This window comes from Pseudomonas luteola NBRC 103146 (genome assembly GCF_002091675.1).
Lineage (GTDB): Bacteria > Pseudomonadota > Gammaproteobacteria > Pseudomonadales > Pseudomonadaceae > Chryseomonas > Chryseomonas luteola.
In genome coordinates this window covers 65484-90186 of record NZ_BDAE01000019.1, presented here as the reverse complement: position 1 = coordinate 90186, position 24703 = coordinate 65484, and the positions used below count along the sequence as shown (strand labels likewise).

22 protein-coding genes are annotated in these 24703 nt (G+C 56.6%); 13 read left to right on the top strand and 9 right to left on the bottom strand.

The features are described 5' to 3' along the window. Positions 1 to 381: 381 nt before the first annotated feature. Positions 382 to 831: a DUF4124 domain-containing protein gene (locus PLU01S_RS18645; protein ID WP_074829421.1), complete on the top strand. Its 450-nt coding sequence runs from the start codon at positions 382 to 384 to the stop codon at positions 829 to 831. A 3-nt stretch (positions 832 to 834) separates the two neighbouring features. Here PLU01S_RS18645 and PLU01S_RS18640 read toward each other — a convergent pair whose 3' ends face one another. The 3 genes from PLU01S_RS18640 to mrcB are packed head-to-tail and all read right to left on the bottom strand — an operon-like array spanning position 835 to position 4234. After that, positions 835 to 1161 (bottom strand): YqcC family protein, encoded by a 327-nt coding sequence (locus PLU01S_RS18640; protein ID WP_010796845.1) that lies wholly within the window; start codon positions 1159 to 1161, stop codon positions 835 to 837. Beyond that, positions 1161 to 1901: a tetratricopeptide repeat protein gene (locus PLU01S_RS18635; RefSeq protein ID WP_074829423.1), complete on the bottom strand. Its 741-nt coding sequence runs from the start codon at positions 1899 to 1901 to the stop codon at positions 1161 to 1163. The genes PLU01S_RS18640 and PLU01S_RS18635 overlap by 1 nt, the downstream gene beginning before the upstream one ends. An 11-nt stretch (positions 1902 to 1912) precedes the next feature. Beyond that, entirely contained in the window at positions 1913 to 4234 is a 2322-nt protein-coding gene (gene mrcB / locus PLU01S_RS18630) for a penicillin-binding protein 1B (protein ID WP_083397985.1), read from the bottom strand. 117 nt (positions 4235 to 4351) lie between these two features. Between mrcB and PLU01S_RS18625 the strand changes: the two genes are divergently transcribed. The 3 genes from PLU01S_RS18625 to PLU01S_RS18615 all read left to right on the top strand — a co-directional run bounded on the left by PLU01S_RS18625 (position 4352) and on the right by PLU01S_RS18615 (position 7169). Then, entirely contained in the window at positions 4352 to 5893 is a 1542-nt protein-coding gene (locus tag PLU01S_RS18625; protein ID WP_010796842.1) for a bifunctional aminoglycoside phosphotransferase/ATP-binding protein, read from the top strand. A gap of 115 nt (positions 5894 to 6008) precedes the next feature. Further along, positions 6009 to 6296 (top strand): TfoX/Sxy family protein, encoded by a 288-nt coding sequence (locus tag PLU01S_RS18620; protein ID WP_010796841.1) that lies wholly within the window; start codon positions 6009 to 6011, stop codon positions 6294 to 6296. Between the two features lie 75 nt (positions 6297 to 6371). Next, positions 6372 to 7169: a Crp/Fnr family transcriptional regulator gene (locus PLU01S_RS18615; RefSeq protein WP_010796840.1), complete on the top strand. Its 798-nt coding sequence runs from the start codon at positions 6372 to 6374 to the stop codon at positions 7167 to 7169. Positions 7170 to 7406: 237 nt separating this feature from the next. Here PLU01S_RS18615 and deoA read toward each other — a convergent pair whose 3' ends face one another. From deoA to PLU01S_RS18585, 6 genes are all read right to left on the bottom strand, one after another. Next, on the bottom strand, positions 7407 to 8714 hold the full coding sequence (gene deoA / locus PLU01S_RS18610) for a thymidine phosphorylase (RefSeq protein ID WP_074829426.1): 1308 nt from the start codon (positions 8712 to 8714) through the stop codon (positions 7407 to 7409). Positions 8715 to 8783: 69 nt separating this feature from the next. After that, entirely contained in the window at positions 8784 to 10049 is a 1266-nt protein-coding gene (locus PLU01S_RS18605) for a NupC/NupG family nucleoside CNT transporter (RefSeq protein WP_010796838.1), read from the bottom strand. Between the two features lie 66 nt (positions 10050 to 10115). Further along, positions 10116 to 10529 carry a cytidine deaminase gene (locus PLU01S_RS18600; RefSeq protein WP_074829428.1) on the bottom strand — a complete coding sequence of 138 codons (414 nt, stop codon included), beginning with the start codon at positions 10527 to 10529 and terminating at the stop codon, positions 10116 to 10118. Between the two features lie 58 nt (positions 10530 to 10587). Beyond that, a complete protein-coding gene (locus PLU01S_RS18595; protein WP_139208921.1) occupies positions 10588 to 11526 on the bottom strand; it encodes a nucleoside-specific channel-forming protein Tsx in 939 nt (312 codons plus the stop codon). Positions 11527 to 11892: 366 nt separating this feature from the next. Next, positions 11893 to 12600: a DNA/RNA nuclease SfsA gene (gene sfsA / locus PLU01S_RS18590; protein WP_074829430.1), complete on the bottom strand. Its 708-nt coding sequence runs from the start codon at positions 12598 to 12600 to the stop codon at positions 11893 to 11895. Positions 12601 to 12621: 21 nt separating this feature from the next. Beyond that, positions 12622 to 13794: a pyridoxal phosphate-dependent aminotransferase gene (locus PLU01S_RS18585; RefSeq protein ID WP_010796834.1), complete on the bottom strand. Its 1173-nt coding sequence runs from the start codon at positions 13792 to 13794 to the stop codon at positions 12622 to 12624. Positions 13795 to 14032: 238 nt separating this feature from the next. Between PLU01S_RS18585 and dksA the strand changes: the two genes are divergently transcribed. The 9 genes from dksA to panC all read left to right on the top strand — a co-directional run bounded on the left by dksA (position 14033) and on the right by panC (position 24623). Further along, positions 14033 to 14476, top strand: coding sequence for an RNA polymerase-binding protein DksA (dksA, locus tag PLU01S_RS18580; RefSeq protein WP_010796833.1), 444 nt, complete (start codon positions 14033 to 14035; stop codon positions 14474 to 14476). A gap of 57 nt (positions 14477 to 14533) precedes the next feature. Next, a complete protein-coding gene (gene gluQRS, locus PLU01S_RS18575; protein WP_074829433.1) occupies positions 14534 to 15421 on the top strand; it encodes a tRNA glutamyl-Q(34) synthetase GluQRS in 888 nt (295 codons plus the stop codon). 104 nt (positions 15422 to 15525) lie between these two features. Beyond that, complete coding sequence (locus PLU01S_RS25430; protein WP_010796831.1) at positions 15526 to 15702, top strand: hypothetical protein; 177 nt, start codon at positions 15526 to 15528, stop codon at positions 15700 to 15702. Beyond that, entirely contained in the window at positions 15686 to 18643 is a 2958-nt protein-coding gene (locus PLU01S_RS18570; protein WP_074829436.1) for a sensor histidine kinase, read from the top strand. Before PLU01S_RS25430 ends, PLU01S_RS18570 begins: the two co-directional genes overlap by 17 nt. 62 nt (positions 18644 to 18705) lie before the next feature. Continuing rightward, positions 18706 to 20136 (top strand): sigma-54-dependent transcriptional regulator, encoded by a 1431-nt coding sequence (locus tag PLU01S_RS18565; protein ID WP_019367421.1) that lies wholly within the window; start codon positions 18706 to 18708, stop codon positions 20134 to 20136. Positions 20137 to 20824: 688 nt separating this feature from the next. Further along, positions 20825 to 22228, top strand: a complete 1404-nt coding sequence (locus PLU01S_RS18555; protein WP_010796827.1) for a polynucleotide adenylyltransferase PcnB — start codon at positions 20825 to 20827, stop codon at positions 22226 to 22228. Positions 22229 to 22231: 3 nt separating this feature from the next. Continuing rightward, positions 22232 to 22717 (top strand): 2-amino-4-hydroxy-6-hydroxymethyldihydropteridine diphosphokinase, encoded by a 486-nt coding sequence (gene folK, locus PLU01S_RS18550; protein ID WP_010796826.1) that lies wholly within the window; start codon positions 22232 to 22234, stop codon positions 22715 to 22717. A gap of 254 nt (positions 22718 to 22971) precedes the next feature. Further along, the gene (gene panB, locus PLU01S_RS18545; RefSeq protein ID WP_019367423.1) at positions 22972 to 23772 is read left to right on the top strand and encodes a 3-methyl-2-oxobutanoate hydroxymethyltransferase; all 801 of its coding nucleotides are present in this window, start codon (positions 22972 to 22974) and stop codon (positions 23770 to 23772) included. Beyond that, complete coding sequence (gene panC, locus PLU01S_RS18540) at positions 23769 to 24623, top strand: pantoate--beta-alanine ligase (RefSeq protein ID WP_074829440.1); 855 nt, start codon at positions 23769 to 23771, stop codon at positions 24621 to 24623. Before panB ends, panC begins: the two co-directional genes overlap by 4 nt. Positions 24624 to 24703: the final 80 nt, after the last annotated feature.

Sequence of the window (24703 nt, the reverse complement as noted above, 5' to 3'; positions counted from 1 at the left end):
CCTCTCAACGCAATACGAGCGCCCACGAGTGGGCTTTCGGGGTTCGATCGACTGCAAGGCAGAGCATGGGCGACGGTGATCGCCGACGGAACAGCTGCCAAGAAAGCCGTGTTGGAAGAGCTCTAGAGTTACCGAGTTCCTCCACCCAGCGCGAGGTAACGCGTTACGGGTATGACTGCGGCGGCGCGGGTAGGCACCTCATGGTCTGCCGAGAAGCTAGCTTTGGGCCGGCTTTCTACAGCGAACTTTGGATTCTTCGCGTTCAGCCGGTGCAAGTCAAGCCGTCTATGCACTTAATTTATGCACAGATCGAAGTCTCATTTTTTAAAGGCAAGTTTCGCTATAGTAGAGCGCTCTAACCCTTACGCTAAAGGATTCAACATGTGGCGTACGTTTTTAGCCATTAGCAGTGCCTTTGTCTTGATGGGCTCCGTTCACGCCGCTCAGGTCTACAAGTGGGTCGATGCCCAAGGCGTCACCCACTTCAGCGCGCAACCGCCTGCTGACCGCAGTGCAGATGAAATGAAGGTAAAACCGGCACCCAGTCTTTCAGGCCAGGCCAACACACCGGGAGCCAGGAATGGTACGGGCGACGCCGTGAACAATGCAGAACAGCGCTCTATCGAGCAGAAGGTTCAGCAAGACGTCAGAGAACAAGAAAAGAAGCGTGAGGAGTACTGCAAGGCTGCGCGAACCAACCTGGCACAGCTGCGCAGTAATCCTCGGGTCATGGTCGAAGAAGGTCGGGGTCAAATGAGACGGCTTACCGAGGAAGAACGCCAGCAGCGTATCAGCGAAGCCGAATTCTCGATCAATCAGAACTGCAATTAAGCCTTAGCGATGTTCGATCAGACGATCGAACTCGCCCAGCGCCTCCAAGAGCGTTGCCACGTTGCGCATGTCGTTTTGATAGACCACTTCCGCCATAGGGCGGATGCCTGAGCGTCCAGGCAACCCGCTGTCCGACTCAATGATGACCTTCATCCGTGGTAGAAAAATCCACTGAAGCCATTGCGCAAAGCTCAACGTGTCTACACAGAACGGCTCTTGGCTGGCCAGGTCCTGATCGCTGGGCGGCACGCTTTCCCACCACCCCAGCACACGCAACTCTCGCTCGATCAGAAGCAATTGCTCCGCCAGATCAGACAGGCGAGCATCCATCAGGCACCCACCTTGGCACGCTGACGTGCTGTAGCCGCACCCGCGGCATCGCCTTGGCGTTCGCGCGATTGAGCGATCAATTCCCACAGACTGGCTTGCAGGGCAGGACGGCCATTGGCGTACGTCAGTCCACGTCGAGCCAGCTGCTCAGCCTGCGCGGCATCGCCTTGGGCCAGGCGGACTTCAGCCAGCCTATATAGCACTTGCGGCTCGCGAGGCGCGATGCGCATGGCACGCTCCAGGCTTGAGGACGCTCCGTTAAGGTCGCCGCCGCCCTGCTGTTGCTGTGCTGTTGTCAGCAAGGCCAATACGGGACCATCGAGCTGCTCATCGGCCGACAGCGCACTGCTACGGCCGGAAGGAATTCCCGTAGGCGCGCTGGGTGCCGGCTGGGGCGCTGAGTAGCTGTCATACCCCTGAGCAGCTGGCGCACCGGTAGAGGGTCCCACCGTTATAGGCCCCGTCGAAATAGGCGCTGTAGCCGGAGCTGCCGCAAAGGTCTGGATGGGCGCCGGATTATCACCGGGCACCATCACCGTTACACCGCCATCCTGCTGCTGTGGCGCCTGGGCAGCCATAGGCGGCGGTGAATTAGTCGGCATGCGACCGTCACTACGCGCCAGCTCCTGATTGGAAACAGGCGTGCTTGAGTCCACAACCGGAATAGCACCTTGCTGTGGCGTGGCACAACCTGCCAGAACTACCGTAGCGGCCAATGCCGCCCATACCGCTTTAGTCACGTTCTACCCTCTTAATTCAACCAACCGCGGACCCAGTCCATGACAGAGTCGGAAGGGTTCTGTCCACCACATGCCGGCCCAGGGGGCGGCTCACTTCCCTGAATATAGGGCATTTGGACCGCGCCGGGGCAACTTGGATCGGTCCCCTGCCCTGTGGCCGGATTAACCCATGCCTGAACAACATTATCGGGCAGCGGAAGGTCCAGCGAGGTTGGCTTGGCACGCTTCATGAACCCGGTCCATACCTGCAGGGCTCCTGTCGCGCCGGTCAACGGCGTCTTGCCATTGTCATCACGACCCAGCCAGACCACGGCAAGCAAGTCCTGACTGAAGCCCGAGAACCAACTGTCTCGTGAATCGTTGGTCGTACCGGTCTTGCCCGCCAGATTCAAGGATGAAGGCAGCTGGTTATAGACCGAGCGAGCAGTACCCTCGCGCACGACACGCTGCATCGCGTATTGGGTCAGATAAATAGCGCCCGGATCGAAACGCTGTTGAATCTGGAACGGATAACGCTTGAGCGGCTCACCGTCAGATGCCAGAACGCTACGAATACTACGCAGCGGTGTATTGAACCCGCCATTGGCCAGCGTCTGATACATGGTGGCGACTTCCATGGGAGTCAACGCACCAGCACCCAGAAGCGTTGAAGGATAAGGCGGCAACGAGCGACTCACCCCCAGACGCTCGATGGTCTTGAGCACCTCAGGCACGCCCAGATCCAGGCCCAGCCGGGCAGTAGACAGGTTGTAGGAGTGAGCTAGTCCCTGATACAAGAAAATCGTTCCGTGGGAATCACGTTCGTAATTCTGCGGACGCCAAACCTGACCATCACCGGTCTTAACGGAGAACGGCTCGTCCTTGATGAACGTGGTCAGGGTGTACTGACTCGGCCTTTCCAGTGCTGTCAGGTATACCGCAGGCTTGATGATGGAGCCGACCTGCCGAACTGCATCCAGTGCCCGGTTATAGCCGGCAAAGCGAGGATCACGCCCGCCCAGCAATGCCTGAACTTCACCGGTTTCAGGGTTGGTGACCACCATGGCCGCCTCAATGCCTTCCACACCCTTGCGGCCGTCGAGGCGCTTCAAGGCCTCGGCCATGGAGGTCTCGGCCTTGAGCTGAAGAATTGGATCGAAGCTGGTGAAAATACGCAGCCCTTCACCAGTCAAATCTTCTTCCCGGTAGTCTTGTTGGAGCTGACGCTTAACCAGATCGATGAAGGCGGGATAGGAGCTGTTTGTCAGCGAGCCTGCCTTGCTGATTCCCAAGGGCCGCTGCTTGGCCGCTTCCGCATCTTCCTTTGTGACTGCACCCTGTTCGGCCATCAGGTCGATGACCAGGTTACGACGAGCCAGGGCACGCTCCGGATAACGCCGCGGGTTGTAGTAGGAAGGTCCTTTTACCATTCCTACCAGCAGAGCGACCTGGTGCAGTTTGAGCTCGGACAACGGCTGGCTAAAGAAATACTGACTGGCCAAACCGAAACCATGAATGGCGCGGGTGCCATCCTGCCCCAGGAAAACTTCATTGAGGTAGGCCTGAAGGATTTCGTTCTTGTCGTAATGCAGCTCCAGCAATACCGCCATCAGGGCTTCGGTAAGCTTACGCGTCAGACTGCGCTCACTGGTGAGGTAGAAGTTCTTGACCAACTGCTGAGTCAGCGTACTGCCGCCCTGACGCAACTGCCCTGTGGTGACGTTGATCCAGGCTGCTCGCCCAATCGACTTCAGCGAAACACCATGGTGATCCCAGAACTCACGGTCTTCGACCGAGACCAGTCCATTGATAAGTGCAGGCGGAACCTGATCCAGCTTAACGAGGATTCGGTCTTCGTTGTGGGCAGGGTATATTCCGCCGATCAACAGAGGCTCAAGACGCGCCACGGCCAGATCCGAGCCGTCCTTGCTACTCAGCCCCGAGACAAAATCGCCAGAGAAGTTCACCTTGATCGAGCGAGGAGGTTCCTCACCCTCGTAAAACTGAAAGCCTCGGGTATCCAGCTCGACGCTGGAGCCTGCTACCGAGACGTCACCCGGCCCCTGAATGGCTTTTTCACGGCGATAGCCTAGTGCATCAAGCTCGGTCAGGAAGTCATCCTTGCTGAGCTTAAGCCCTGTAAACAGCTCAAGCGGCCGTGCATATACCTTGGCAGGAACCATCCAGCGCTTGCCGGAAAATTTCTCCTGCACGATAGCGTCGAGATAAATGGAAAATCCCGCAAGGACGACCAAGCCCACCAGGCCTAATTTAAGAGCCCAGCCGGACAGGGAGCGCCAGTTGAAGAATTGGCGGGACGGTTTTTTTGAGCGAGAGGATCGGGTGCGTTTCATGGCGGCGCATTATACGCACTTTGCTTCTAGCGGGCAGACGCCAGCCAGCGGTTTGCAGGGTCACTCACAGCAGCCATAATGGCGATCACTTTTTCATGGCTACGCTAAGGACCGCTTGTGAGTCAGACCCTGATCGCTGCGCTGCAGAACCCGGCCCTCTATCCGCACCCGGTTACCGCGTTCAATGTTATCGAGACGCATATTTCCTGGGTTGTTCTGACAGGGGAGTATGCCTACAAGATCAAGAAGCCGGTGAACTTCGGCTTTCTTGACTTTACTGACCTGAAAGCCAGAGAGCATTTCTGTAGCGAGGAACTACGCCTCAACCAACGCCTGACTAAAGGACTGTATCTGGATGTCGTTCCCATTACAGGCCGTCCGGAGGCACCCCAGATAAGTGGCGAAGGTCCGGTTATTGAATATGCCATCAAGATGCGCGAGTTTCCTCAGAGTCAGCTATTAAGCGAGATTGAAAAGCGCGGCGAACTCACCGAGCAGCATATTGATGCACTGGCCGAGCAGATTGCGCGCTTCCATTTGAGCGCACCGGTTGTCGATGCTTCAAACGAACTGGGGTCGCCCGATGCGGTGATGGCACCTGTGCGTCAGAACTTCGAGCAGATCCGCCCGATGCTTGAGCATGCACAAGACCTTGCCCAACTGGATCACCTGGAGGCCTGGGCAGAGGAACATTTTGCCCGGCTGCATCCCCTGTTCGAGCGGCGCAAGGCGGAGGGTTTCATTCGTGAATGCCATGGCGACATCTACCTTGCCAATGTGACCCAACTGGACGGACAGGTCGTACTCTTTGACTGCATCGAGTTCAACGAGCCTTTCCGTATGACGGATGTGATTGCCGATACCGCCTTCCTGGCGATGGACCTGGAAGACCGCAAGCACAAGACGCTAGCCCGCCGCTTCATCAATGCCTATTTCGAGATGACCGGCGATTATGACGGGCTGCATGTTCTGCCGTTCTATAAGGCTTACCGGGCCATGGTTCGGGCCAAGGTCAACCTCTTCCAGTACGGACAGACCTCCGATCCGGCTCAAAAGGCTGAAATCCTGGCACGCTACCGCAATTATGCGTCTCTGGCAGAAAGTTACTGCGCCATTCCGTACTGCCTGCTGGCCATTACCCATGGCGTATCCGCTGTAGGCAAAAGCAGCGCAGCGCTCAAACTGGTGGAGGCACTGGGCGCGATTCGTATTCGCTCGGATGTCGAGCGCAAGCGGTTGATTCAAGACGCTACGCCTGACGTGCTGTATAGCGCTGAGTCCGGGAAGGCAACCTATGATCGCCTGCATCACCTAGCGGCAGATATCCTTCAGGCCGGCTATCCGGTAGTACTGGATGCAACCTATCTGAAACAGGCCCAGCGCGAAGCAGCTGCTCAGGTGGCAGAAACGGCAGCCGTCCCCTTCCTGATTATCGACTGCCACGCCCCGGATACCGTGATTGCCCAGTGGCTTGCCGAGCGCCAGGCTGAAGGCCGTGACCCGTCTGATGCAACCCTGGCGGTCGTCCAGGCTCAGCAGCAAGGCCGTGAAGCGCTGACAGAGCAGGAATTGATCCGAACACGGCATGTTGACATGACCGATCCGACCAACCTGGATGCGCTCGTCAAGGCCATGCAAGACAAGCTACCGGTCAACTAACTGCAGGCTCCACACATCGTTTCCTCCTCCAGCGCCCGGAGAGACCGCTACACTGAAGAGGTACTCAGGCGAGTGCATTCAGTGAGCACTAGGCAAAACGGGCCTGGAGGGCACGATGAGTAATGACTTACTGTTGTTGAAGAATCTCGGCAAGACGTCAGTACTTTGGTTACATGCGGTAGGTATCCGTACGGTAGACGAGTTGCGCAATCGGGGCTCGGCGGGAGCTTACATGGCGGTATGTGCACGCGGTTTTCGTACATCGAAAGTTCTGCTTTATGCCCTGGAGGGCGCTCTGCTCAACATTCACTGGAATGAACTGACACCTCAACACAAGCAGGCCCTACTCGCTCAGGCCAGAGCCTTGGCTCAGGAACACGAGATAGCTCACAAGCTCCGCTGATGAGGATTTACGCCGTCCACCGGCTTGCTTATTGTGCGAGCTATTTCACACCTCTGATATAAAGGATTCAGGGCCATGTATCTCCTTGGCGAGCAGCCTACCTATGCCGACCAGCTGATCAGCCGTCTACAGGGTATTCCGGCGCAGTTGCTCGAAGGACTTTCCCCTTCAGGCGAGCCTATTTCTGTTTACTGCCTGTATGGCTTGAGCGAGCTCGAGCCAGCCAACCATCTTTTTTTGATACAGAAAGGCATGGTGCATGCCTTAGTGGAGGGGCGTCCCCTGTTTTATTTGCAGGAAGGCGACCTGGTTGGCATGAGACAAGGGCTGGACCTTCCCGAGTGCACCTATAAAAGCGACGAGCCCGTCACGCTCATTCCCTACCGGCGCTCGGATGTATTTCGCCATATCCACAGCAGCGAACAGCGCCAGGAGCTGCTGCTTCAATACCTTATTGGTCAAAACGCGCTGCTTTCCGATGCACTGGTGCGACTCAAGCCCCAGGAAGTACGCCCCAGCACAGGCTTCAAGCAATTTGCCATAGGCGAAGAGTTGATCCGTCAGGGGGATGAGGCTGACCACGTCTTCATTATTATCGAAGGCCACGCCGAGGCGCGGGTCAATGATCAGAAGGTAGGCGATGTGTGCAAAGACGAAATCTTTGGCGCCATGGCGGTTTTCACCCAGGAGAAACGCAGTGCGACTGTAGTAGCGACCGAGCCCTGCACAGTGATGATCATTCCCAAGGATCAGTTTTTAAGCCTGATGTACAGCACGCCCCGTATCGCTCACAACCTTATTGAGAATATGGCTCGCCGCATCGATCTGCTTAACAAGGAAGTCACGCAGTTGCGCCAGCAGCTCAAATCATAAGCCTGCTTCCTATTTGAGAATAAGAAATATTCTCGAATAGCTTGACACAGAAATGAGAATAGCTATTATTTGAATCAGCTGGTCGCGAGACTGGCTCTGATAACTGAGAGACTAGCAGGTCGGCCTTTCAGGTTATCTCCTCATCAGGCTAATCACGGTTTCGACCCGGCTCTGCCGGGTCTTTTTTTTGTCTGGAGAAAAGCGACTGCTCTAAGTGCGTAACTGGTTATCCAGCCTTCAGATGTACTCGTGAATCAGTCTGCCGGGCACAGGGCTCTCCATTCCCAAGCGGTAGGCACGCTTGATCGAGACAGCTGCTTCCTGGGCTTTGTCCTTATTGGCAGCATGAACCCAGCAGAGAGGTTTCTGCTCGTCTACGGCCTCGCCTACAAAAGCCAGCTCACTTAAACCAACCGACAGATCGATTTGATCGGCTGGGTGCTGACGACCGCCACCCAGGACTACAACAGCCAGGCCTACCGAACGTGTATCGATGGACACCACACGTCCCGGTCGTTCGCTGAAAACAGGCATGACGACAGGCGCTTGCTGTAGATACCGCTCCGGTGCTTTGGTCAGGTTAACCGGGCCGCCCAGCGCGGCCACCATACGAGCGAAACACTCTAGGGCGGAACCGTCTCTCCAGACCCCGAGCAATTGTTCATGGGCCTGGACTGTTGTATTGGCCTGCCCTGCCAAAACCAGGGCCTGTGCAGCCAAGGCCATTGTTACCTCCCAAAGTCGCTGACTACGGATCTCGCCTTTGAGAAGCGCGATAGCCTCAGCCACTTCCAGCGAGTTTCCCGCACTGCGTGCCAGCGGCTGGTTCATATCGGTAACCAATGCCCGCGTTTTGACACCTGCCCCGTTGGCTACCGCGACAATGCTCTGTGCTAGCGCTTGCGCCTGGCTAGTCTCTGCCATGAAGGCACCGTTACCCGTCTTGACGTCCATGACCAGAACATCCAGTCCTGCCGCCAGCTTCTTGGCCAGAATCGACCCGGTAATAAGATCAATGGACTCAACCGTACCGGTCACATCGCGAATGGCATAAAGCCGTTTATCCGCCGGTGCCAGGTCAGCGGTCTGCCCAATGATGGCACAGCCCACTTCAGCCACGACTCGCCTCAACTGCTCAGGTGATGGCTGGCAGTTATAACCGGGAATACTGTCCAGCTTGTCCAGCGTACCGCCGGTATGGCCCAAGCCGCGACCTGAGATCATCGGCACGTAACAGCCACAAGCTGCCAGCAATGGCGCAAGAACGAGGCTTACCACATCACCCACACCGCCGGTGGAGTGCTTGTCGACTACAGGACCGGGCAGGCTCCAGGAGAGCGTTTGTCCCGAATCGCGCATGGCAGTCGTAAGGGAAATGCGTTCATCGACTGTCATGCCTTTGAGAAAAACAGCCATGGCGAATGCCGCGATCTGGCCTTCGCTGAGGGTTCCGTCCGTTATTCCTGCAACGAAATGCTTGATATCCGAGCGCTCCAGTACCAAGCCGTCACGCTTGCGACGAATCACTTCCTGAGCCAACCACATCCTGGCAGTCCTCCGGGCTAATCCACCATCACGAGGTAGGCGCAGCATATAACTGCCGCGCCGCCTGGTTCATATCGAGATGAAAAATCCCACAATCGCTGCGCTCATGAAGTTAGAGAGCGTCCCGCCAATCATGGCGCGCAGTCCAAGCCGTGCCAGCTCAGAGCGGCGTTGCGGAGCAATGGAACTCAAGCCACCCAATTGAATGGCAATGGATGCCAAATTGGCGAAGCCGCACAAAGCAAAAGTCACAATGATTTGTGTATGGGTAGACAAGACCTGCACGCCTGCAGCAGCCGCCTTGGCAGGATCCATATAGTTGGCAAGATCCACATAGGCCACGAACTCATTCAGAACAATTTTCTGGCCAATGAAACCGCCTGCCTGAACCGCTTCATTCCACGGCACGCCGAGGAGAAATGCGACAGGCGCCAGCAGATAACCCAAAATTAGCTGCATCGTAATCTGCGGATAACCCAGCCAACTGCCAGCCCAGCCGAGCAATCCGTTAAGCATGGCAATGAGTGCAATGAACGACAGCAGCATTGCGCCTACGGCCACGGCAAGCTTCAAACCCGCCTGAGCGCCTTCTGCGGCGGCATCAATGACATTGGCTGGCCGGTTCTCGCCCTGCCCCAGATTACCCACAATGGTTTCGTCCCGGGTCGCCTCGGTTTCAGGCTCCATCAGCTTGGCCATAAGCAAGCCTCCCGGTGCAGCCATGAAGCTGGCAGCGATCAGATATTTGAGATCAACACCCAGCCCGGCATAGCCCAGCAATACCGATCCGGCAACGGCTGCAAACCCGCCAACCATCACTGCAAATAACTCTGACCGGGTCATATCGGCGATAAATGGCCGAACGACAAGCGGTACCTCAGACTGACCAATAAAGATGGCCGACGTTACTGCCATCGATTCAATCCGGCTGGTCCCCAGCATCAGCCTCAAGCCCCCTCCGATCAGCCGAATGATCCAGCCCATGATGCCTAGGTAGTAGAGTACGGAAATAAAGCTTCCAAAGAAGACAATGACCGGCAGTACTTTGATGGCAAATACAAAGCCGCCATTGCCGAACACCTCGAACATGCGTGCACTGCTCAAACCGCCAAAGAGAAACTCGATGCCCTTGTCCGCATAGAGCTGTAGCGACGAGACGCCACTGGAGATCGATGCCAACACGGTCTGGCCCCAGGGGATGTAGAGTGCAAAGGCCCCCAGCGCGACCTGAATGCCAAAGGCACAGAGAACCGTACGCGGCCGGATAGCGCGGCGATGGCTGGATAGCACGACGGCAATAGCGACGAGCACAGCCATCCCGACAAGACTGATCATGGTGTTGTCTCCGAACACAATAGGACCTCAAGCGCCGACTCGAACGCCGGCAAGCCTTCGGTGACGTTAGAAAGAATCAAAGGCGCCCGGAAGCAATTCCTTGAGTGTCCAGACCTTGGTGGCCGACGCGTCGCTACCCTGGCAGATGATCACTGCATCAGGCGCCATAAGTTCGAGCAGGACCTGACGACAGGCACCGCACGGGCTGATCAGAGGAACCTTGGGAGCATAAACGGCAATTGCCTTGAAGCTGCGTGGAGCAAATCCCTGACTGATGGCCGAAAACAATGCGCTACGCTCGGCACAGTTGGTGAGGCCGTAGGAAATATTTTCGACGTTTACGCCATGAATTACGCGCCCGTCCTCGGTCAACAGTGCAGCGCCCACTGGAAACTGAGAATACGGTGAGTAAGTTTGGTCAGCAGCCAGCTTGGCTTCTTCCAACAATTGTTCATGCTCAGTGGCGGCATGCTCGCTCATAAAAGGTCCTCGCAGATAAAAGGCCGGCACTTTAAACGTTCCAGCCTCGTTTTATGAATCAGAATTGATAACCCACGCCGAAGTAATAGCCCCAACCGTTCGAGCGAGCCCTGAAGGGGCCATCACCAAAATTCAGTTCGGTGCCATCCTTCCATTGTCCGCCATTATGGAAATAGCGCCCTACTGCCATCAGGCGCAGGTGCGTAAAGGAATACAAAACGACGTTGGTAGCGACGGTCGCGTTGGCGGTACGAGCAGGGCCTGCCTTGTCGTGCAGATCCGAGCCGAAGTCAACGTTGGTAAAGCCGACATATGTTAGGGACGCTCCGTTGTCGAACGTCCCCAAGGGTAGAATGTACTTTAGCTGCGCCCGGTAGCCATCCCAGGAGTTTTCATTGGCAGCGCCATAATTTTCCCACTGACGACGCACATACAGGTTAGCGGAGAGGTTGAGACGCGTCCCCGTCTCGATATCCGTTCCCAGGCCGCTATAAAGCGTGTTGCCCCGGTTCTCGCGGTTATGGCCGTGATCATAAATCCAGTCAAACGCAACATAGAACTCCTTGAAAGGGCCGAACCCCAGCTTGCGACCCAGCAGCTCATCGATGGATACCCGCGGCTCATGCTCCATGAACACGGGAGAGCCTTTATCCCATACGCCGCTGTCGTGACTGTTACCAATCCCCAATACCTTGGGAATATCGACATACCCATAGAGCTCGAAAGGCCCTTTACGCCCGAAATATTCATATTCGAGATAGATATCATCGACGGGACGTGGACCGAAGCTGATGTCCTTGCTACCGATCAGTGTCACGTTCTGGTTATACCAGGAGGACAGATAGGTTCCTTTCTCCGGCGGAGCGACTTCGTAGCTGAGGTCCTCGCCCTGGGCACTCTCCTCTCCTTGCGCAGGTGGCGTCGCTCCAAACACGGGCATGCCAATGCCTGCAGTCAGCGAGACACCTAACAAGACCTTTTGAGTCCGCTTGGTCATAGGTAAACAGGTAAAGAAACGAGAAATAACCGCGTACTCCAATGTTGCACTCCTTCAAAGGGTTACATCACCGCCAGATTAGGCACAGCAGAAGGCCATAGGCTTTACCCTGTGCGGAGTAACCGCATTACAAAAAGGTTACGTATTGATACGTTTGTAAAGTGGGAGGGAGCGTAAGCACGGGATATGCCAAACCTGACTCGCTGAACAGGATTCAGGCAAGAGCCGCTGCCGGCCCGCATTTTCTCCATGCACACCGGAATCAGTCGGCCTCACATTACTGAATCCATTAGTCGCTGCACCGTCATGACTCATTCGTGCCCAGTGAAGGGCACAACGGCGTGGTCGTGCTCATCCCACCGAGAGTTACATCACGACCTTAAGCCGACGAGTCACCTGTATGGCCTGTGGCGTAATATCAGCACCGTAAGCCAGAATCTCGACTCCGGCCTCCAGCGCCTCTCGCAATGCACGTCCGTAGGCAGGATCGATATCATCGGCAGGACGAACCGCCTCGATACCTGTGAGATTGACGCAATACAACAGCACCGCACGCGCGCCCTCACGCGCCAGCGCCGACAATTCACGTAGATGCTTGGCTCCCCGAACCGTAACGGCGTCTGGGAAAGCTGCCACACAGTCCATGTTGTAGCCGAGCGTTACGCTCTTCACCTCGACAAAAACCTCTCCTGAGGGATACGTCAAACGAAAATCCGCCCGGCTATTTTCAGCGCCATAAGCCACCTCACGACGCAACGCGCTAAAGCCGGCAAGTTCTGGAATTGCCCCAGCCAATAGCGCTTCCTCCACCAACCGGTTCGCTCTGCTGGTATTGATGCAGGCGAGCCGCCCGTGAGGCGTCTCTACAAGCTCCCATGTCCCAGGAAGCTTGCGCTTGGGATCATTGGAACGGCTGAACCAGACACGAGCACCCTCTGCCTGACAATTGAGCATTGATCCCGTATTCGGGCAATGAATCGTCAGGGTCTCGCCCGTCACCGTCTCGATATCAGCCAAAAAACGTTTATAACGCCGGATCAAAAGCCCCTCTTCCAGAGGTGGATCAAACTGCATGGACTACTTCCGCTTCGATGATCAGGGACGCCAGGTTTTGAGGCCGCGAGCAATGCGTGTGACGGCCTCCTCCAACCGCGGCAGGCTTTGGGTATAGGCAAAGCGGACATGCTGACCGGCACGGTAGCGTCCGAAGTCGAGCCCCGGAGTAAAGGCTACATGCTCGGTCTCGATGAAGTGCTGGCAAAAAGCATACGCATCACCGCCAAAGGCAGACATATCGGCGTAGAGGTAAAACGCGCCTTCCGGCTCGACCTCAACTTTAAAGCCCAGCGCCCGCAAGGCTGGCAGCAGGAAGTCGCGACGCTGCTGAAACGCTGTACGCCGGGCCTCGAAAATCTCGATCGCGTCTGGCTTGAAACAGGCCAAGGCCGCATGCTGAGCAATCGTGGGTGCGCTGATATAAAGATTTTGTGCCAGCTTCTCGAGCTCTGGAATAGCCTCCGACGGTGCGACAAGCCAGCCCAGGCGCCAGCCGGTCATTCCAAAGTATTTGGAAAAACTGTTCAGAACGAAGGCCTCGTCATCGACTTCCAACACGCTTGCCGCGTCCAACCCATAGGTCAGACCATGGTAGATCTCATCCACTACCAGATGACCGCCTCGCGTGGATAGACTCCTGGAGAGCGCCTCCAACTCATCCCTGTGCAGGACCGTTCCCGTGGGATTGGCAGGCGATGCTACTAGAGCACCTACGCTGTCTTGCGTCCAATGGGCGTCGACGAGCTCGGGCGTCAACTGGTAGCGCGTCTGCGGACCAGCCGGGACCAACTGGGCCGCCCCTTCGATCAGGCGCAGGAAATGGCGATTACAGGGATAACCGGGATCAGCCATCAGCCAGTGCTTGCCCGGGTCGACCAGAAGCGCACTGGTTAGCAGAAGTGCGCCTGAGCCTCCGGGCGTAATCATAATGCGTTCGGGATCAATATTGACGGCATAGCGCTTGGCATAGAATTCGGCAATGGCTTCGCGCAGCTCAGGCAGACCTCGCGCAGCGGTGTAACGGGTATTACCATTCGCCAGCGCCGCCTGACCAGCCTGGACGATGGGTTCTGCTGTCGTGAAATCCGGCTCGCCGATCTCCAGATGAATGACATCATGTCCAGCGGCCTGTAACTGATTGGCACGAGCCAGCAGGGCCATGACATGGAAGGGCTCAATGGCACGGCTACGCGCACTAAATGATTTGGTCATGGTCTATCCGAACTTGTTAAAGAGAGGGGATTCTAACCAAGGCTATAAAGACGGCACCAATACATATAATTCGAGCAAGACCCACAAGATATGCCTTGGGGCTTGATAACAAGGACTTCAGGTAGTAGCGCCGCACCAAGGCTTCTGGTAAGTTCGCCCGCTTGCATCCGCGGGGGCCTCTTGCCCAGTAGACGTATCCAGCCTGCGGACAGGATTAGCGAAAGTGAGAGGGTCATCCATGGCGACCGACGAAAAACAGCAAAACACCCCTTTGACCCGTGGCTTCGAACCTTATCAGGAGGAGTCTGGCGAGGAGTACATGAGTGAGCGCATGCGCGCCCATTTCACTAACATCCTGAATAAATGGAAGCAGGAACTGCGGGAAGAAGTAGACCGCACTGTAAGTCACATGAAGGAAGATGCCGGCAGCCATGCCGACCCGGCCGACCGTGCGACCCAGGAAGAAGAGTTCAGCTTCGAGCTACGTACCCGTGATCGTGAGCGCAAGCTGATCAAGAAGATCGACGAGACGCTTCAGCTGATCGAAGACAACGAATACGGCTGGTGCGACTCTTGCGGTATCGAAATCGGTATCCGCCGCCTTGAAGCCCGTCCGACTGCCAGTCTGTGCATCGACTGCAAGACACTGGCGGAAATCAAGGAAAAGCAGATCGGTTCCTGATCGATCAAGGGGCGCTCAGGCGCCCCGCTTGCTTTTTAACGATTGTCATTTCCCACCATGACGACCTCATCCTATATAGGCCGGTTTGCCCCGACACCTAGCGGTTACCTGCATTTCGGGTCACTGGTTGCAGCCGTTGCGTCTTATCTGGACGCCCGTGCCGCAGGAGGACGCTGGCTTGTACGCATGGAGGATCTCGATCCGCCTCGTGAGGTTCCAGGCGCCCAAACAGCCATTCTCGACACGCTGGAACGCTATGGCTTCGAATGGGATGGCGCCGTAGAGCGGCAAAGTGATCGTCATGATGCCTATGAGGCTACCGTAGCGCGCCTGCTGCATAGCGGCCTGGCCTATGCCTGTACCTGCTCGCGCAAACAGCTGGAAGGCTATGGGGGACTCTATCCAGGGCACTGCCGTAATGCTCGGCACCCCTACGAAAATGCAGCCATACGCATTCGTGTGCCTGAACTGACGTACACGTTTACCGACAGGGTCCAAGGTGAATTCCGCCAGCATCTTGGCCGGGAGGTGGGTGATTTTGTCATTCGCAGGCGTGATGGCTTGTTTGCGTATCAGCTCGCCGTGGTACTGGATGATGCCTGGCAGGGCATTACCGATATCGTCCGAGGTGCAGACCTTCTCGACTCCACGCCGCGTCAGCTCTATCTGCAGGAACTGCTAGGCTTTCCCCAGCCTCGCTACCTGCACGTCCCGCTGATCATTCAGCCTGACGGACACAAGCTGGGCAAATCGTACCGCTCCCCGCCTCTTCCGCACGATCAAGCCGGACCGCTACTGCTCAGAGCCCTGCGTGCGCTAGGCCAGCAGCCATCCTCCGAGCTCCATGGCGCCAATGCTCGAGAGATTCTGGCCTGGGGTATACAATCCTGGCAGCCTGCCCGGATACCACATACCCATACACTTGCCGAAGCTGAACTCCGGTAACAACGCAGATTGTCTCAAAACGGATAAGGCAGACCTGCGCTAACGGATGCAGGCTCCCCCATCCATCGGCTACCATCCAGCCAAGGCCTATTTGAGAATGCAGTATGTATATCTACCGGTTGGTCCTGCTCCTGGTTGTGGGCATCTACCTGTTTTCCCCTGCCATCATGGATTGGTGGATCGACCCGACTGGTGCCTGGTATCGCCCTTACCTGCTCTGGCTGATTCTGATCGTGGTTACTTTTATTCTTCAGAGCCAACGCGATGCCGATGAGCTTTAGTATTTCCCAACTGCTTGCCATCAGCGCAGGTTATCTGCTGATTTTCTTTGGCGTAGCCTGGATGACCGAGCGAGGCTGGGTCCCCCGCCGCCTGGTCAGACATCCGATCATCTATACCCTGTCCTTGGGCGTCTACACCAGCGCCTGGGCCTTTTACGGAACGGTTGGCCTGGCTTATGACTATGGGTACGGCTTTCTTTCCTATTATCTGGGTCTATGTGGCGCATTTCTGCTGGCACCTGTGCTGCTCTACCCCATTCTGCGGCTGACCCGTGTCTATCAGTTGTCCTCACTGGCAGATCTTTTCGCCTTTCGCTTTCGAAGTACCTGGGCAGGCGCACTCACGGCCCTGCTGATGGTGGTTGCCGTTCTGCCATTATTGGCCCTTCAGATCCAGGCGGTCGCTACCAGCACCGGCATTCTGATCAGCGCACCGGCACAGGACGGCCCGGCACTGGCCTTCTGCTTTCTGATTACGCTGTTCGCCATGCTGTTTGGCGCGCGACAGATTACCGCTCGCGAACGTCATGAAGGACTCGTGGTAGCGATTGCTTTCGAATCGCTGGTCAAGCTCATCGCGCTAGGTGCTGTTGGCCTGGTAACGCTCTATACCGTGTTCGATGGTCCCTCTGGGCTTGAAACCTGGCTGACCCAGAATCAGACAGCACTTTCCACACTGCATACACCCTTGCAGGAAGGCCCCTGGCGGATCCTGCTCCTTGTCTTTTTTGCGGCGGCCATCGTGATGCCACACATGTATCACATGGCGTTCACGGAAAATCTGAGCCCCCGTGCCCTTGTCAGCGCCAGCTGGGGCCTTCCGTTATTCCTGTTATTGATGAGCCTGGCTATTCCACCGATTCTCTGGGGCGGTCTTGCTCTTGGAGCGCCCACGAGCCCGGAATATTTCACATTGGGTGTGGGCATGGCGCTGGATAAACCGCTGCTGGCGCTGGTAGCGTTTGTAGGAGGCCTGTCCGCCGCCAGCGGCGTGATCATCGTGATGACCATGGCCTTGTCTGGCATGGTGCTCAACCACCTGGTGCTGCCCCTGTATCAGCCACCTACCGACGGCAATATCTATCGCTGGTTACGCTGGACGCGCCGCGGATTGATTGCAGCCATCATCATGGCCGCCTATGGGTTTTACCGCCTGATCGGTAATCATAGCGACCTGTCGAGTCTTGGCATTGTTGCCTTTGTGGCCACGGTGCAGTTTCTACCAGGCGCATTATCCGTTCTCTACTGGCAGACCGCCAATCACCGCGGCTTCATCGCAGGCCTTCTGACCGGCATGGGCCTGTGGACGCTGACCATGCTGCTGCCGGCGCTTGGCTTCATGAAAGGCTTCGAAGTCGGTCCTTTCTCCTACTACATCGATGCCACCAACTGGCACTTGGCAGCCCTGGCGTCACTGGCCGCTAACGTTCTGGTGTTTGCACTGGTCTCTCTGTTCACCGAAGCCAGCGATGAGGAAAAAAGCGCGGCGGAAGCCTGTGCGGTAGACAATGTCAGACGGCCCCAGCGACGGGAGCTGATTGCCGCCTCGCCCCAGGAGTTCGCTACTCAGCTGGCCAAGCCCCTGGGTGCCAAGACCGCCCAGAAGGAAGTAGAGCGCGCCCTCAGCGATCTGCTGCTTCCCTTCGATGAGCGCCGCCCGTACGCGCTACGTCGGCTCAGAGACCGTATCGAGGCCAACCTGTCAGGCCTGATGGGGCCACGGGTCGCCCAGGATATCGTCGAAACGTTCCTGCCTTACAAGGAAGGCAGCGAGGCCTATGTCACCGAAGACATCCATTTTATTGAAAGCCGTCTGGAAGATTATCAGTCCCGTCTTACAGGTCTTGCAGCCGAACTGGACGCATTGCGTCGTTACCACCGGCAAACCCTGCAGGAACTGCCCATGGGTGTTTGCGCGCTAGCCCAGGACTGCGAGATCCTAATGTGGAACCGGGCCATGGAGCGGCTGACAAACATCGACTCAGTGCAAGTTGTAGGCTCGCGCCTTTCGGCACTACCTGAGCCCTGGAAAGCCCTGTTCGAACGCTTTCTCCGCTCTCCCGACCAGCATCTATACAAACAGCGCCTGGCACTCGACAGCAACCAGCGCTGGCTCAATTTGCACAAGGCGGCCATCGACGAGCCTCTTGCCCCCGGTAACAGCGGCAACGTTCTGGTCGTGGAAGACATCAGTGAGACCCAACTGCTTGAGGATCGACTGATTCACTCCGAGCGCCTCGCCTCTATTGGCCGCCTCGCAGCAGGAGTCGCCCACGAGATTGGTAATCCGGTTACCGGTATTGCCTGCCTGGCACAGATCCTTCAGGAAGAACGCGAAGCGGATGCAGAAATTCAGGAGATTAGCGGACAGATCGTCGAGCAGACACGCCGCATCACCCGCATCGTTCAATCACTGATGAGCTTTGCCCATGCCGGTGGTCGGCAACATGACCCAGAGCCGGTCAGACTGTTAGATACTGCACAAGAAGCCATCTCGCTGTTGTCGCTTAACCGCCGCAGCGTCGATGTCGAGTTCCAGAACCTGTGCGATCCGGAGCACTGGGTCAAAGGCGACCCACAACGGCTTGCTCAGGTATTGATCAATCTATTGTCCAATGCTCGCGATGCCTCGCCACCCACCGGCACGATCAAGGTGCGTAGCGAAGCCCGTGGGCAGACGGTAACGCTTATCGTCGAGGACGAAGGCTCCGGCATCCCAAAAGCCATAATCAGCCGTCTTTTCGAGCCCTTCTTTACAACCAAAGACCCTGGTAAAGGGACGGGACTTGGCCTTGCTCTGGTCTATTCCATCGTGGAAGAGCATTATGGAGACATAATGATCGACAGCCCGATCGACCTTGTGCAAGGCCGCGGTACGCGTATACGTGTGAATTTGCCGCGTCATTTTGAACAACCTGATCGAGCCGTAACCGGAACGTAGAGCGGAAACGAGATGCGCCACTGCCTGGCGCCTCCGCTCTGCCACCGTCGAGAGAGCCCAATATGGCACATATTTTGATCGTCGAAGACGAAACCATCATTCGCTCGGCCCTGCGCCGATTGCTCGAGCGCAATCAGTTTCAGGTCAGCGAGGCTGGCTCTGTGCAGGAAGCGCAGGATCGTTACGACATTCCATCGTTCGACCTGATTATCAGTGACCTGCGCCTGCCCGGTGCCCCTGGTACTGAGCTGATCGACCTGGCTGCAGGCAAGCCGGTGCTGATCATGACCAGCTATGCCAGCCTGCGCTCTGCCGTAGACTCCATGAAGCAAGGCGCTGTCGACTACATCGCCAAGCCATTCGACCATGACGAGATGTTGCAGGCGGTTGCGCGCATTCTCATCGAGCGCGAACAGGCCCCGCAGCAGACACCGCCGGAGCGTCCAGCCACTCGCGGCGAAGCACTGCCAGTCCACGACAGCGACATTGGTATCATCGGCAGTTGTGCTCCCATGCAGGATCTGTATGGGAAGATTCGCAAGGTTGCCCCTACTGATTCCACCGTGCTCATTCAGGGGGAGTCCGGTACGGGCAAGGAGCTGGTGGCTCGTGCACTTCATAACCTGTCACGCCGGGTAAAAGCGCCTCTGATTTCCGTGAACTGCGCTGCCATTCCCGAAACGTTGATCGAGTCCGAACTGTTCGGCCATGAGAAAGGTGCCTTTACAGGTGCTAGCGCAAGCCGCACCGGTCTGGTCGAGGCAGCTGATGGCGGTACGCTCTTTTTGGACGAAATCGGCGAGCTGCCGCTGGAAGCTCAGGCACGCCTGCTGCGTGTCTTGCAGGAGGGCGAGATTCGCCGCGTCGGCTCGGTGCAGTCGCAAAAGGTCAATGTCCGCCTGATTGCAGCCACTCACCGTGATTTGAAGACGTTGGCCAAGACCGGGCAATTCCGGGAAGACCTCTATTATCGTCTGAATGTTATTTCCCTGCGCCTTCCGCCGTTGCGTGAGCGAAGCAATGACGTGCTGGAAATCGCCCGCGTATTTCTGGCACGCCAGTCCAACCGCATGGGTCGTGAGGCCATGCATTTCAGCCAGGAAGCTGAACTCGCCATTCGCCATTACAGCTGGCCGGGTAACGTTCGGGAGCTGGAGAATGCAATCGAACGAGCCGTCATTCTCAGCGAGAAGAACGAAATCGAGCCGGACCTGCTCGGCATCGATATTGAACTGGAAGATCTGGACCTTTCCGAACACTTCCTGGATCCACTCGAGACGCCTCTGGGCTCCTCCAATGTCAGCCATGAGCCTACGGAAGACCTTTCCCTGGAGGATTACTTCCAGCACTTCGTACTTGAACACCAGGACCACATGACCGAGACCGAATTAGCCCGCAAGCTTGGCATAAGTCGCAAGTGCTTATGGGAGCGACGTCAACGGCTTGGTATTCCGCGCCGAAAAACGGGCGCTACCAGCACCGACCTGTCCTGATAGACAGAAAACGCATCGTTACCGATGCGTTTTTTTTGCGGGTAACACAGGGCCATCATTTCAGAATGTGTTACCGCCGTAACATCAGGCGAGGTTAACGGTAACGAATTTCTCATGTTGCCCGCCTCAAAAAACACTACATATTTTCATAACTCTTTGTTTTAAAACGATTTTCAAAAGTTGGCACAGCATCTGCTTTATATCTGGCACAACAAAAATAAAAAATCAGTAAAACCCCTAATAAAAATAAGACGTAACGACTCCAGCACAATAAGAACAAGCAGGCGGAGGCGTAGCTAACTGATCATTTTGGAGAAGAGTCGATTGCGGAGCATTTGCCCCGTACCAGGCCGAGAACAATAAAACTGCCCTGAGGCAGCACCTGCACTGGATAGATCAATTGTGATCATGACGACATCAGCGTCCAAAGTAATCCGTTTGCTCTTGGCCCCGAATTTGGGAGCCCTCCTGGCGGCAGGTATCCGACCAGGACGGACCAGACAAGAAAAACAACAGGTTCGATATAACAATAAAAACAAAGCACGTACCAATTTGGGGGGGAGCTTCGGCTCCCCCAGTGCCTTAAGCTTCACGCCAGCCATCATTCAAGATCCCCTCCTATAATGCTAGAATCCGCCATAACCGCGGGTTTCCGCTCGCTCCGCCGACCTCAAGAACAGTGCTATCAATGCTGAAAAAGCTGATCCAGTCCCTGCGTTCGCCATTACGTCGCGCACCCAGTAAGCCTGAACTACCTATCGTGATTCCTCGTAGCCAGCACGCGCTGGAGCGTGAACAGATTAGTCGCCATGCCCTGAGCGTTGTGGATCGGCTGGAGAAGGCTGGCTACCAGGCCTATCTGGTCGGTGGTTGCGTAAGAGATCTGATGCTGGGCGTTGAGCCGAAGGATTTCGACGTCGCGACCAACGCAACGCCTGAGCAGGTACGCGCTGAATTTCGCAATGCACGCGTCATTGGACGTCGCTTCAAGCTGGTCCACGTACATTTTGGCCGAGAGATCATTGAAGTGGCGACTTTCCGCGCCAATCACCCCGAAGAAGAAGAGGATGAAGACTCCGTTCACTCCGCCCGCCACGAAAGTGGACGCATCCTTCGTGACAACATCTATGGCAATCAGGAGCAGGATGCACAGCGGCGTGACTTCACGATCAATGCCCTGTACTACGAAGCTACCCAGGAACGTATCTTCGATTATGCCAATGGCGCCTCGGATATTCGTAATCGCCTGATTCGCCTGATTGGAGATCCCGAGCAGCGCTACCAGGAAGATCCAGTGCGCATGCTGCGAGCCGTACGCTTCGCGGCTAAGCTGGGCTTCGAGATCGAAGAGCAGACAGCAGCACCTATTCGCCGCCTGGCACACCTGTTAAGGGATATCCCAGCCTCCCGTCTGTTCGATGAAGTGCTCAAGTTGTTCCTGAGCGGTAACGCAGAGCGCACCTATGAGCTGCTGGTCACCTATGATCTCTTTGCCCCTCTGTTCCCGGCAACAGCTGAAGCGCTCGAAAAGAACCCTGAATACACAGGCCGTCTCATCAAGCAGGCGTTGGCCAATACGGACGCACGTATTCGTGAAGGCAAGCCGGTAACACCCGCCTTCCTGTTTGCAGCGCTGCTCTGGCCTGCCCTTCCCGCCCGCGTGGATTACCATCAGGAAAAGGGGCTGCCACCGATTCCAGCCATGCAGGAAGCGGCTCACGACATTACGCTTGAACAGTGTCGCCGGATCGCCATTCCCAAGCGCTTTACTATTCCCATGCGCGAGATCTGGGACATGCAGGAACGCTTGCCTCGTCGTCAGGGCAAACGCGCCGATATGCTCTTGGAAAACCCCCGCTTCCGGGCAGGCTATGACTTCCTTCTGTTGCGTGAGAGCGCCGGCGAGCGTACCGGTAACCTGGGTCAATGGTGGACGCGTTATCAGGAAGTCAGCGACAGTCAACGTCGAGAGATGATTCGTGAATTGAGTCAGGAAGACGGCAAGGGCGCGGTCCGCAAGCGCCGCCGTGGCGGTGGGTCACGCAAGCGTCGCACACCTGGCACCGACAAACCTACCCCGTCAGCGGAGTAATCGATGGAGCGTGTTTACATCGGGCTCGGCAGTAATCTGGCGGAGCCCCGTACCCAGCTTGAATCAGCGCTGGCGGCGTTGAGTACACTTCCGCAAAGCCGACTTGTCTCCCGATCCTCCTTTTATGGAAGCGACCCATTGGGTCCGGCTGATCAGCCCCGCTATGTAAATGCTGTCGCAGCGCTTGATACCGCTCTGGAACCACTTGCGCTGCTGGATGAGCTGCAAGCCATCGAGCAACAGCAGGGTCGAGTCCGCAAGGATGAGCGCTGGGGCCCCAGAACACTAGACCTTGATATCCTGCTATTCGGCAGCCACACGATCAATGAGCCCCGCCTGACCGTACCGCACTATCATATGCATGCCCGGGCGTTCGTTCTCTACCCTCTGGCCGAAATTGCCTCGGATGAGTTGCGCCTGCCCGATGGCAGCCTGTTGCAGGCTCTGCTGGACCAGTGCCCGTTCGTGGGCCTGGAGCGACTGGAATAAGGGACTTGCAAGTCATAGTGTTACCGTAACGTTCCGGTAACACATCGTGATTGACTTCCCCTGAACTCGCCGAGACTATAGGCACCCACTTGCCTGGCCATCCCTTTGTTACTGCCTACAGACAGGCTGTGTCCTCTGCAGAATTGGCAGGCAAGCGATGAGATCTGTAGTTCGCTACAGCCATCAACCAGAATAAAAAGATACGACTGTATGTCCCCAGCCATTCAGGACACAGCCTGAAGAGGAAGTTTGATATGCCTGAGGTTACCCTCACCACTTTGCAGGCGCTGAAACAGCGTGGTGAAAAAATCACCATGCTGACCTGCTATGACGCGACCTTTGCCCATACGGCTAGCCAGGCGGGCGTCGAAATACTGCTGGTAGGCGACTCCCTGGGCATGGTCCTTCAGGGCCACGACAGCACCCTGCCTGTTACCACGGCCGATATGGCCTATCACACGGCCTGTGTAAAACGCGGCAATCGTGGCGCACTTATCGTGGCCGATATGTCCTTTATGGCTTACTCGACACTGGAGCAGACCTTCCAGAATGCTGGCGCACTGATGCAGGCCGGCGCGCACATGATCAAGCTGGAAGGCGCTGCCTGGCTGGCAGAGCCTATTCGCCAGCTGGCTGAACGGGGCGTTCCGGTCTGCGCGCACCTGGGCCTTACGCCTCAGTCAGTAAATGTGTTTGGTGGCTTCAAGGTACAAGGGCGTGATGAGGCTCGCGCCCAGCAGCTGCGTGAAGATGCCAAGGCGCTTGAGGCAGCCGGAGCTGCCATGATTGTGCTTGAGTGTGTCCCCAGCCCGCTGGCGGCCGACATCACACGCGCTGCCAACATACCGGTCATCGGTATCGGTGCTGGCGCGGACACGGATGGGCAGGTACTGGTCATGCACGACATGCTAGGCCTTGCTCTGACAGGCCGCTCACCCAAGTTCGTGAAGAATTTCATGGCCGGCCAGAGCAGTATCCAGGAAGCCTTCACAGCCTATGTTCAGGCTGTCAAGAGCGGCACCTTTCCCGCACCAGAACACGGATTTTCGGCATGATTACCGTACACACTATCAGCGAGCTGCGAAACGCAGTCGCCGAGGCCCGCCGCTCAGGCAAGCGCATCGGTTTTGTTCCTACCATGGGCAATCTGCATGCAGGCCATGTCGCCCTGGTTGATACAGCGCGGGCCCATAGCGATTTCGTGGTTGCCAGTATTTTCGTCAATCCGCTGCAGTTCGGTCCCACCGAAGACTTGGACAAATACCCGAGAACGCTTGCCGCTGACCAGGAGAAACTGGCAGCGGCCGGCTGCGCAGTTCTGTTTGCACCTGCCGTATCGGAGATGTATCCCGAAGGGATGGACCACCAGACGCGGGTCAGCGTCCCGGTCGTTTCAGAAGGCCTGTGTGGCGCCAGCCGCCCCGGTCATTTCGAAGGCGTCGCCACGGTTGTCAGCAAGCTGTTCAACATGGTCCAGCCTGATGTCGCTGTGTTTGGTGAAAAGGACTACCAGCAGCTCGCTGTTATCCGCAAGATGGTCAATGACCTGAACATGCCTATCGAGATCATAGGTCAGCCTACCGTTCGAGACACCGATGGGCTGGCACTATCATCACGTAACGGCTACCTCAATGGCGAACAGCGCGCCACGGCCCCTTGCCTGTACAGCCTGCTGAAACAAGTGGCCGAGCGTATCCAGGCAGGTCGCCGCGATTACCCTGCCCTGCTCGACGAGGCCAGACAGCAGCTTGAAGCGGATGGCCTGCGAGTGGATTATCTGGAGCTTCGTCAGCAAGGCACATTGCGCCCGGCGGCAGAAGCCGATCGGCAACTGGTAATACTATTGGCCGTCTATGTTGGAAACACGCGGTTGATTGATAATTTGTCACTCGAGCTTGATATCTAATCAGCAGGATGAGCACCGCTTCGCTAAAGCCCGGAACACCCCGGGCTTTTTCGTGTCTGACGGCCATCATTAGCTTGACT

Bases quoted from the DNA above. Each gene is read 5' to 3' on its own strand.
- sfsA (WP_074829430.1), bottom strand. From the start codon at position 12,600: ATGCAGTTTGATCCACCTCTGGAAGAGGGGCTTTTGATCCGGCGTTAT.
- mrcB (WP_083397985.1), bottom strand. From the start codon at position 4,234: ATGAAACGCACCCGATCCTCTCGCTCAAAAAAACCGTCCCGCCAATTC.
- panB (WP_019367423.1), top strand. From the start codon at position 22,972: ATGCCTGAGGTTACCCTCACCACTTTGCAGGCGCTGAAACAGCGTGGT.
- folK (WP_010796826.1), top strand. From the start codon at position 22,232: ATGGAGCGTGTTTACATCGGGCTCGGCAGTAATCTGGCGGAGCCCCGT.
- dksA (WP_010796833.1), top strand. From the start codon at position 14,033: ATGGCGACCGACGAAAAACAGCAAAACACCCCTTTGACCCGTGGCTTC.
- gluQRS (WP_074829433.1), top strand. From the start codon at position 14,534: ATGACGACCTCATCCTATATAGGCCGGTTTGCCCCGACACCTAGCGGT.
- PLU01S_RS18570 (WP_074829436.1), top strand. From the start codon at position 15,686: ATGCCGATGAGCTTTAGTATTTCCCAACTGCTTGCCATCAGCGCAGGT.
- deoA (WP_074829426.1), bottom strand. From the start codon at position 8,714: ATGTGGTTGGCTCAGGAAGTGATTCGTCGCAAGCGTGACGGCTTGGTA.
- PLU01S_RS18640 (WP_010796845.1), bottom strand. From the start codon at position 1,161: ATGGATGCTCGCCTGTCTGATCTGGCGGAGCAATTGCTTCTGATCGAG.
- PLU01S_RS18645 (WP_074829421.1), top strand. From the start codon at position 382: ATGTGGCGTACGTTTTTAGCCATTAGCAGTGCCTTTGTCTTGATGGGC.
- PLU01S_RS18555 (WP_010796827.1), top strand. From the start codon at position 20,825: ATGCTGAAAAAGCTGATCCAGTCCCTGCGTTCGCCATTACGTCGCGCA.
- PLU01S_RS25430 (WP_010796831.1), top strand. From the start codon at position 15,526: ATGTATATCTACCGGTTGGTCCTGCTCCTGGTTGTGGGCATCTACCTG.
- PLU01S_RS18565 (WP_019367421.1), top strand. From the start codon at position 18,706: ATGGCACATATTTTGATCGTCGAAGACGAAACCATCATTCGCTCGGCC.
- PLU01S_RS18600 (WP_074829428.1), bottom strand. From the start codon at position 10,529: ATGAGCGAGCATGCCGCCACTGAGCATGAACAATTGTTGGAAGAAGCC.
- PLU01S_RS18615 (WP_010796840.1), top strand. From the start codon at position 6,372: ATGTATCTCCTTGGCGAGCAGCCTACCTATGCCGACCAGCTGATCAGC.
- PLU01S_RS18585 (WP_010796834.1), bottom strand. From the start codon at position 13,794: ATGACCAAATCATTTAGTGCGCGTAGCCGTGCCATTGAGCCCTTCCAT.
- PLU01S_RS18605 (WP_010796838.1), bottom strand. From the start codon at position 10,049: ATGATCAGTCTTGTCGGGATGGCTGTGCTCGTCGCTATTGCCGTCGTG.
- panC (WP_074829440.1), top strand. From the start codon at position 23,769: ATGATTACCGTACACACTATCAGCGAGCTGCGAAACGCAGTCGCCGAG.
- PLU01S_RS18620 (WP_010796841.1), top strand. From the start codon at position 6,009: ATGAGTAATGACTTACTGTTGTTGAAGAATCTCGGCAAGACGTCAGTA.
- PLU01S_RS18595 (WP_139208921.1), bottom strand. From the start codon at position 11,526: ATGACCAAGCGGACTCAAAAGGTCTTGTTAGGTGTCTCGCTGACTGCA.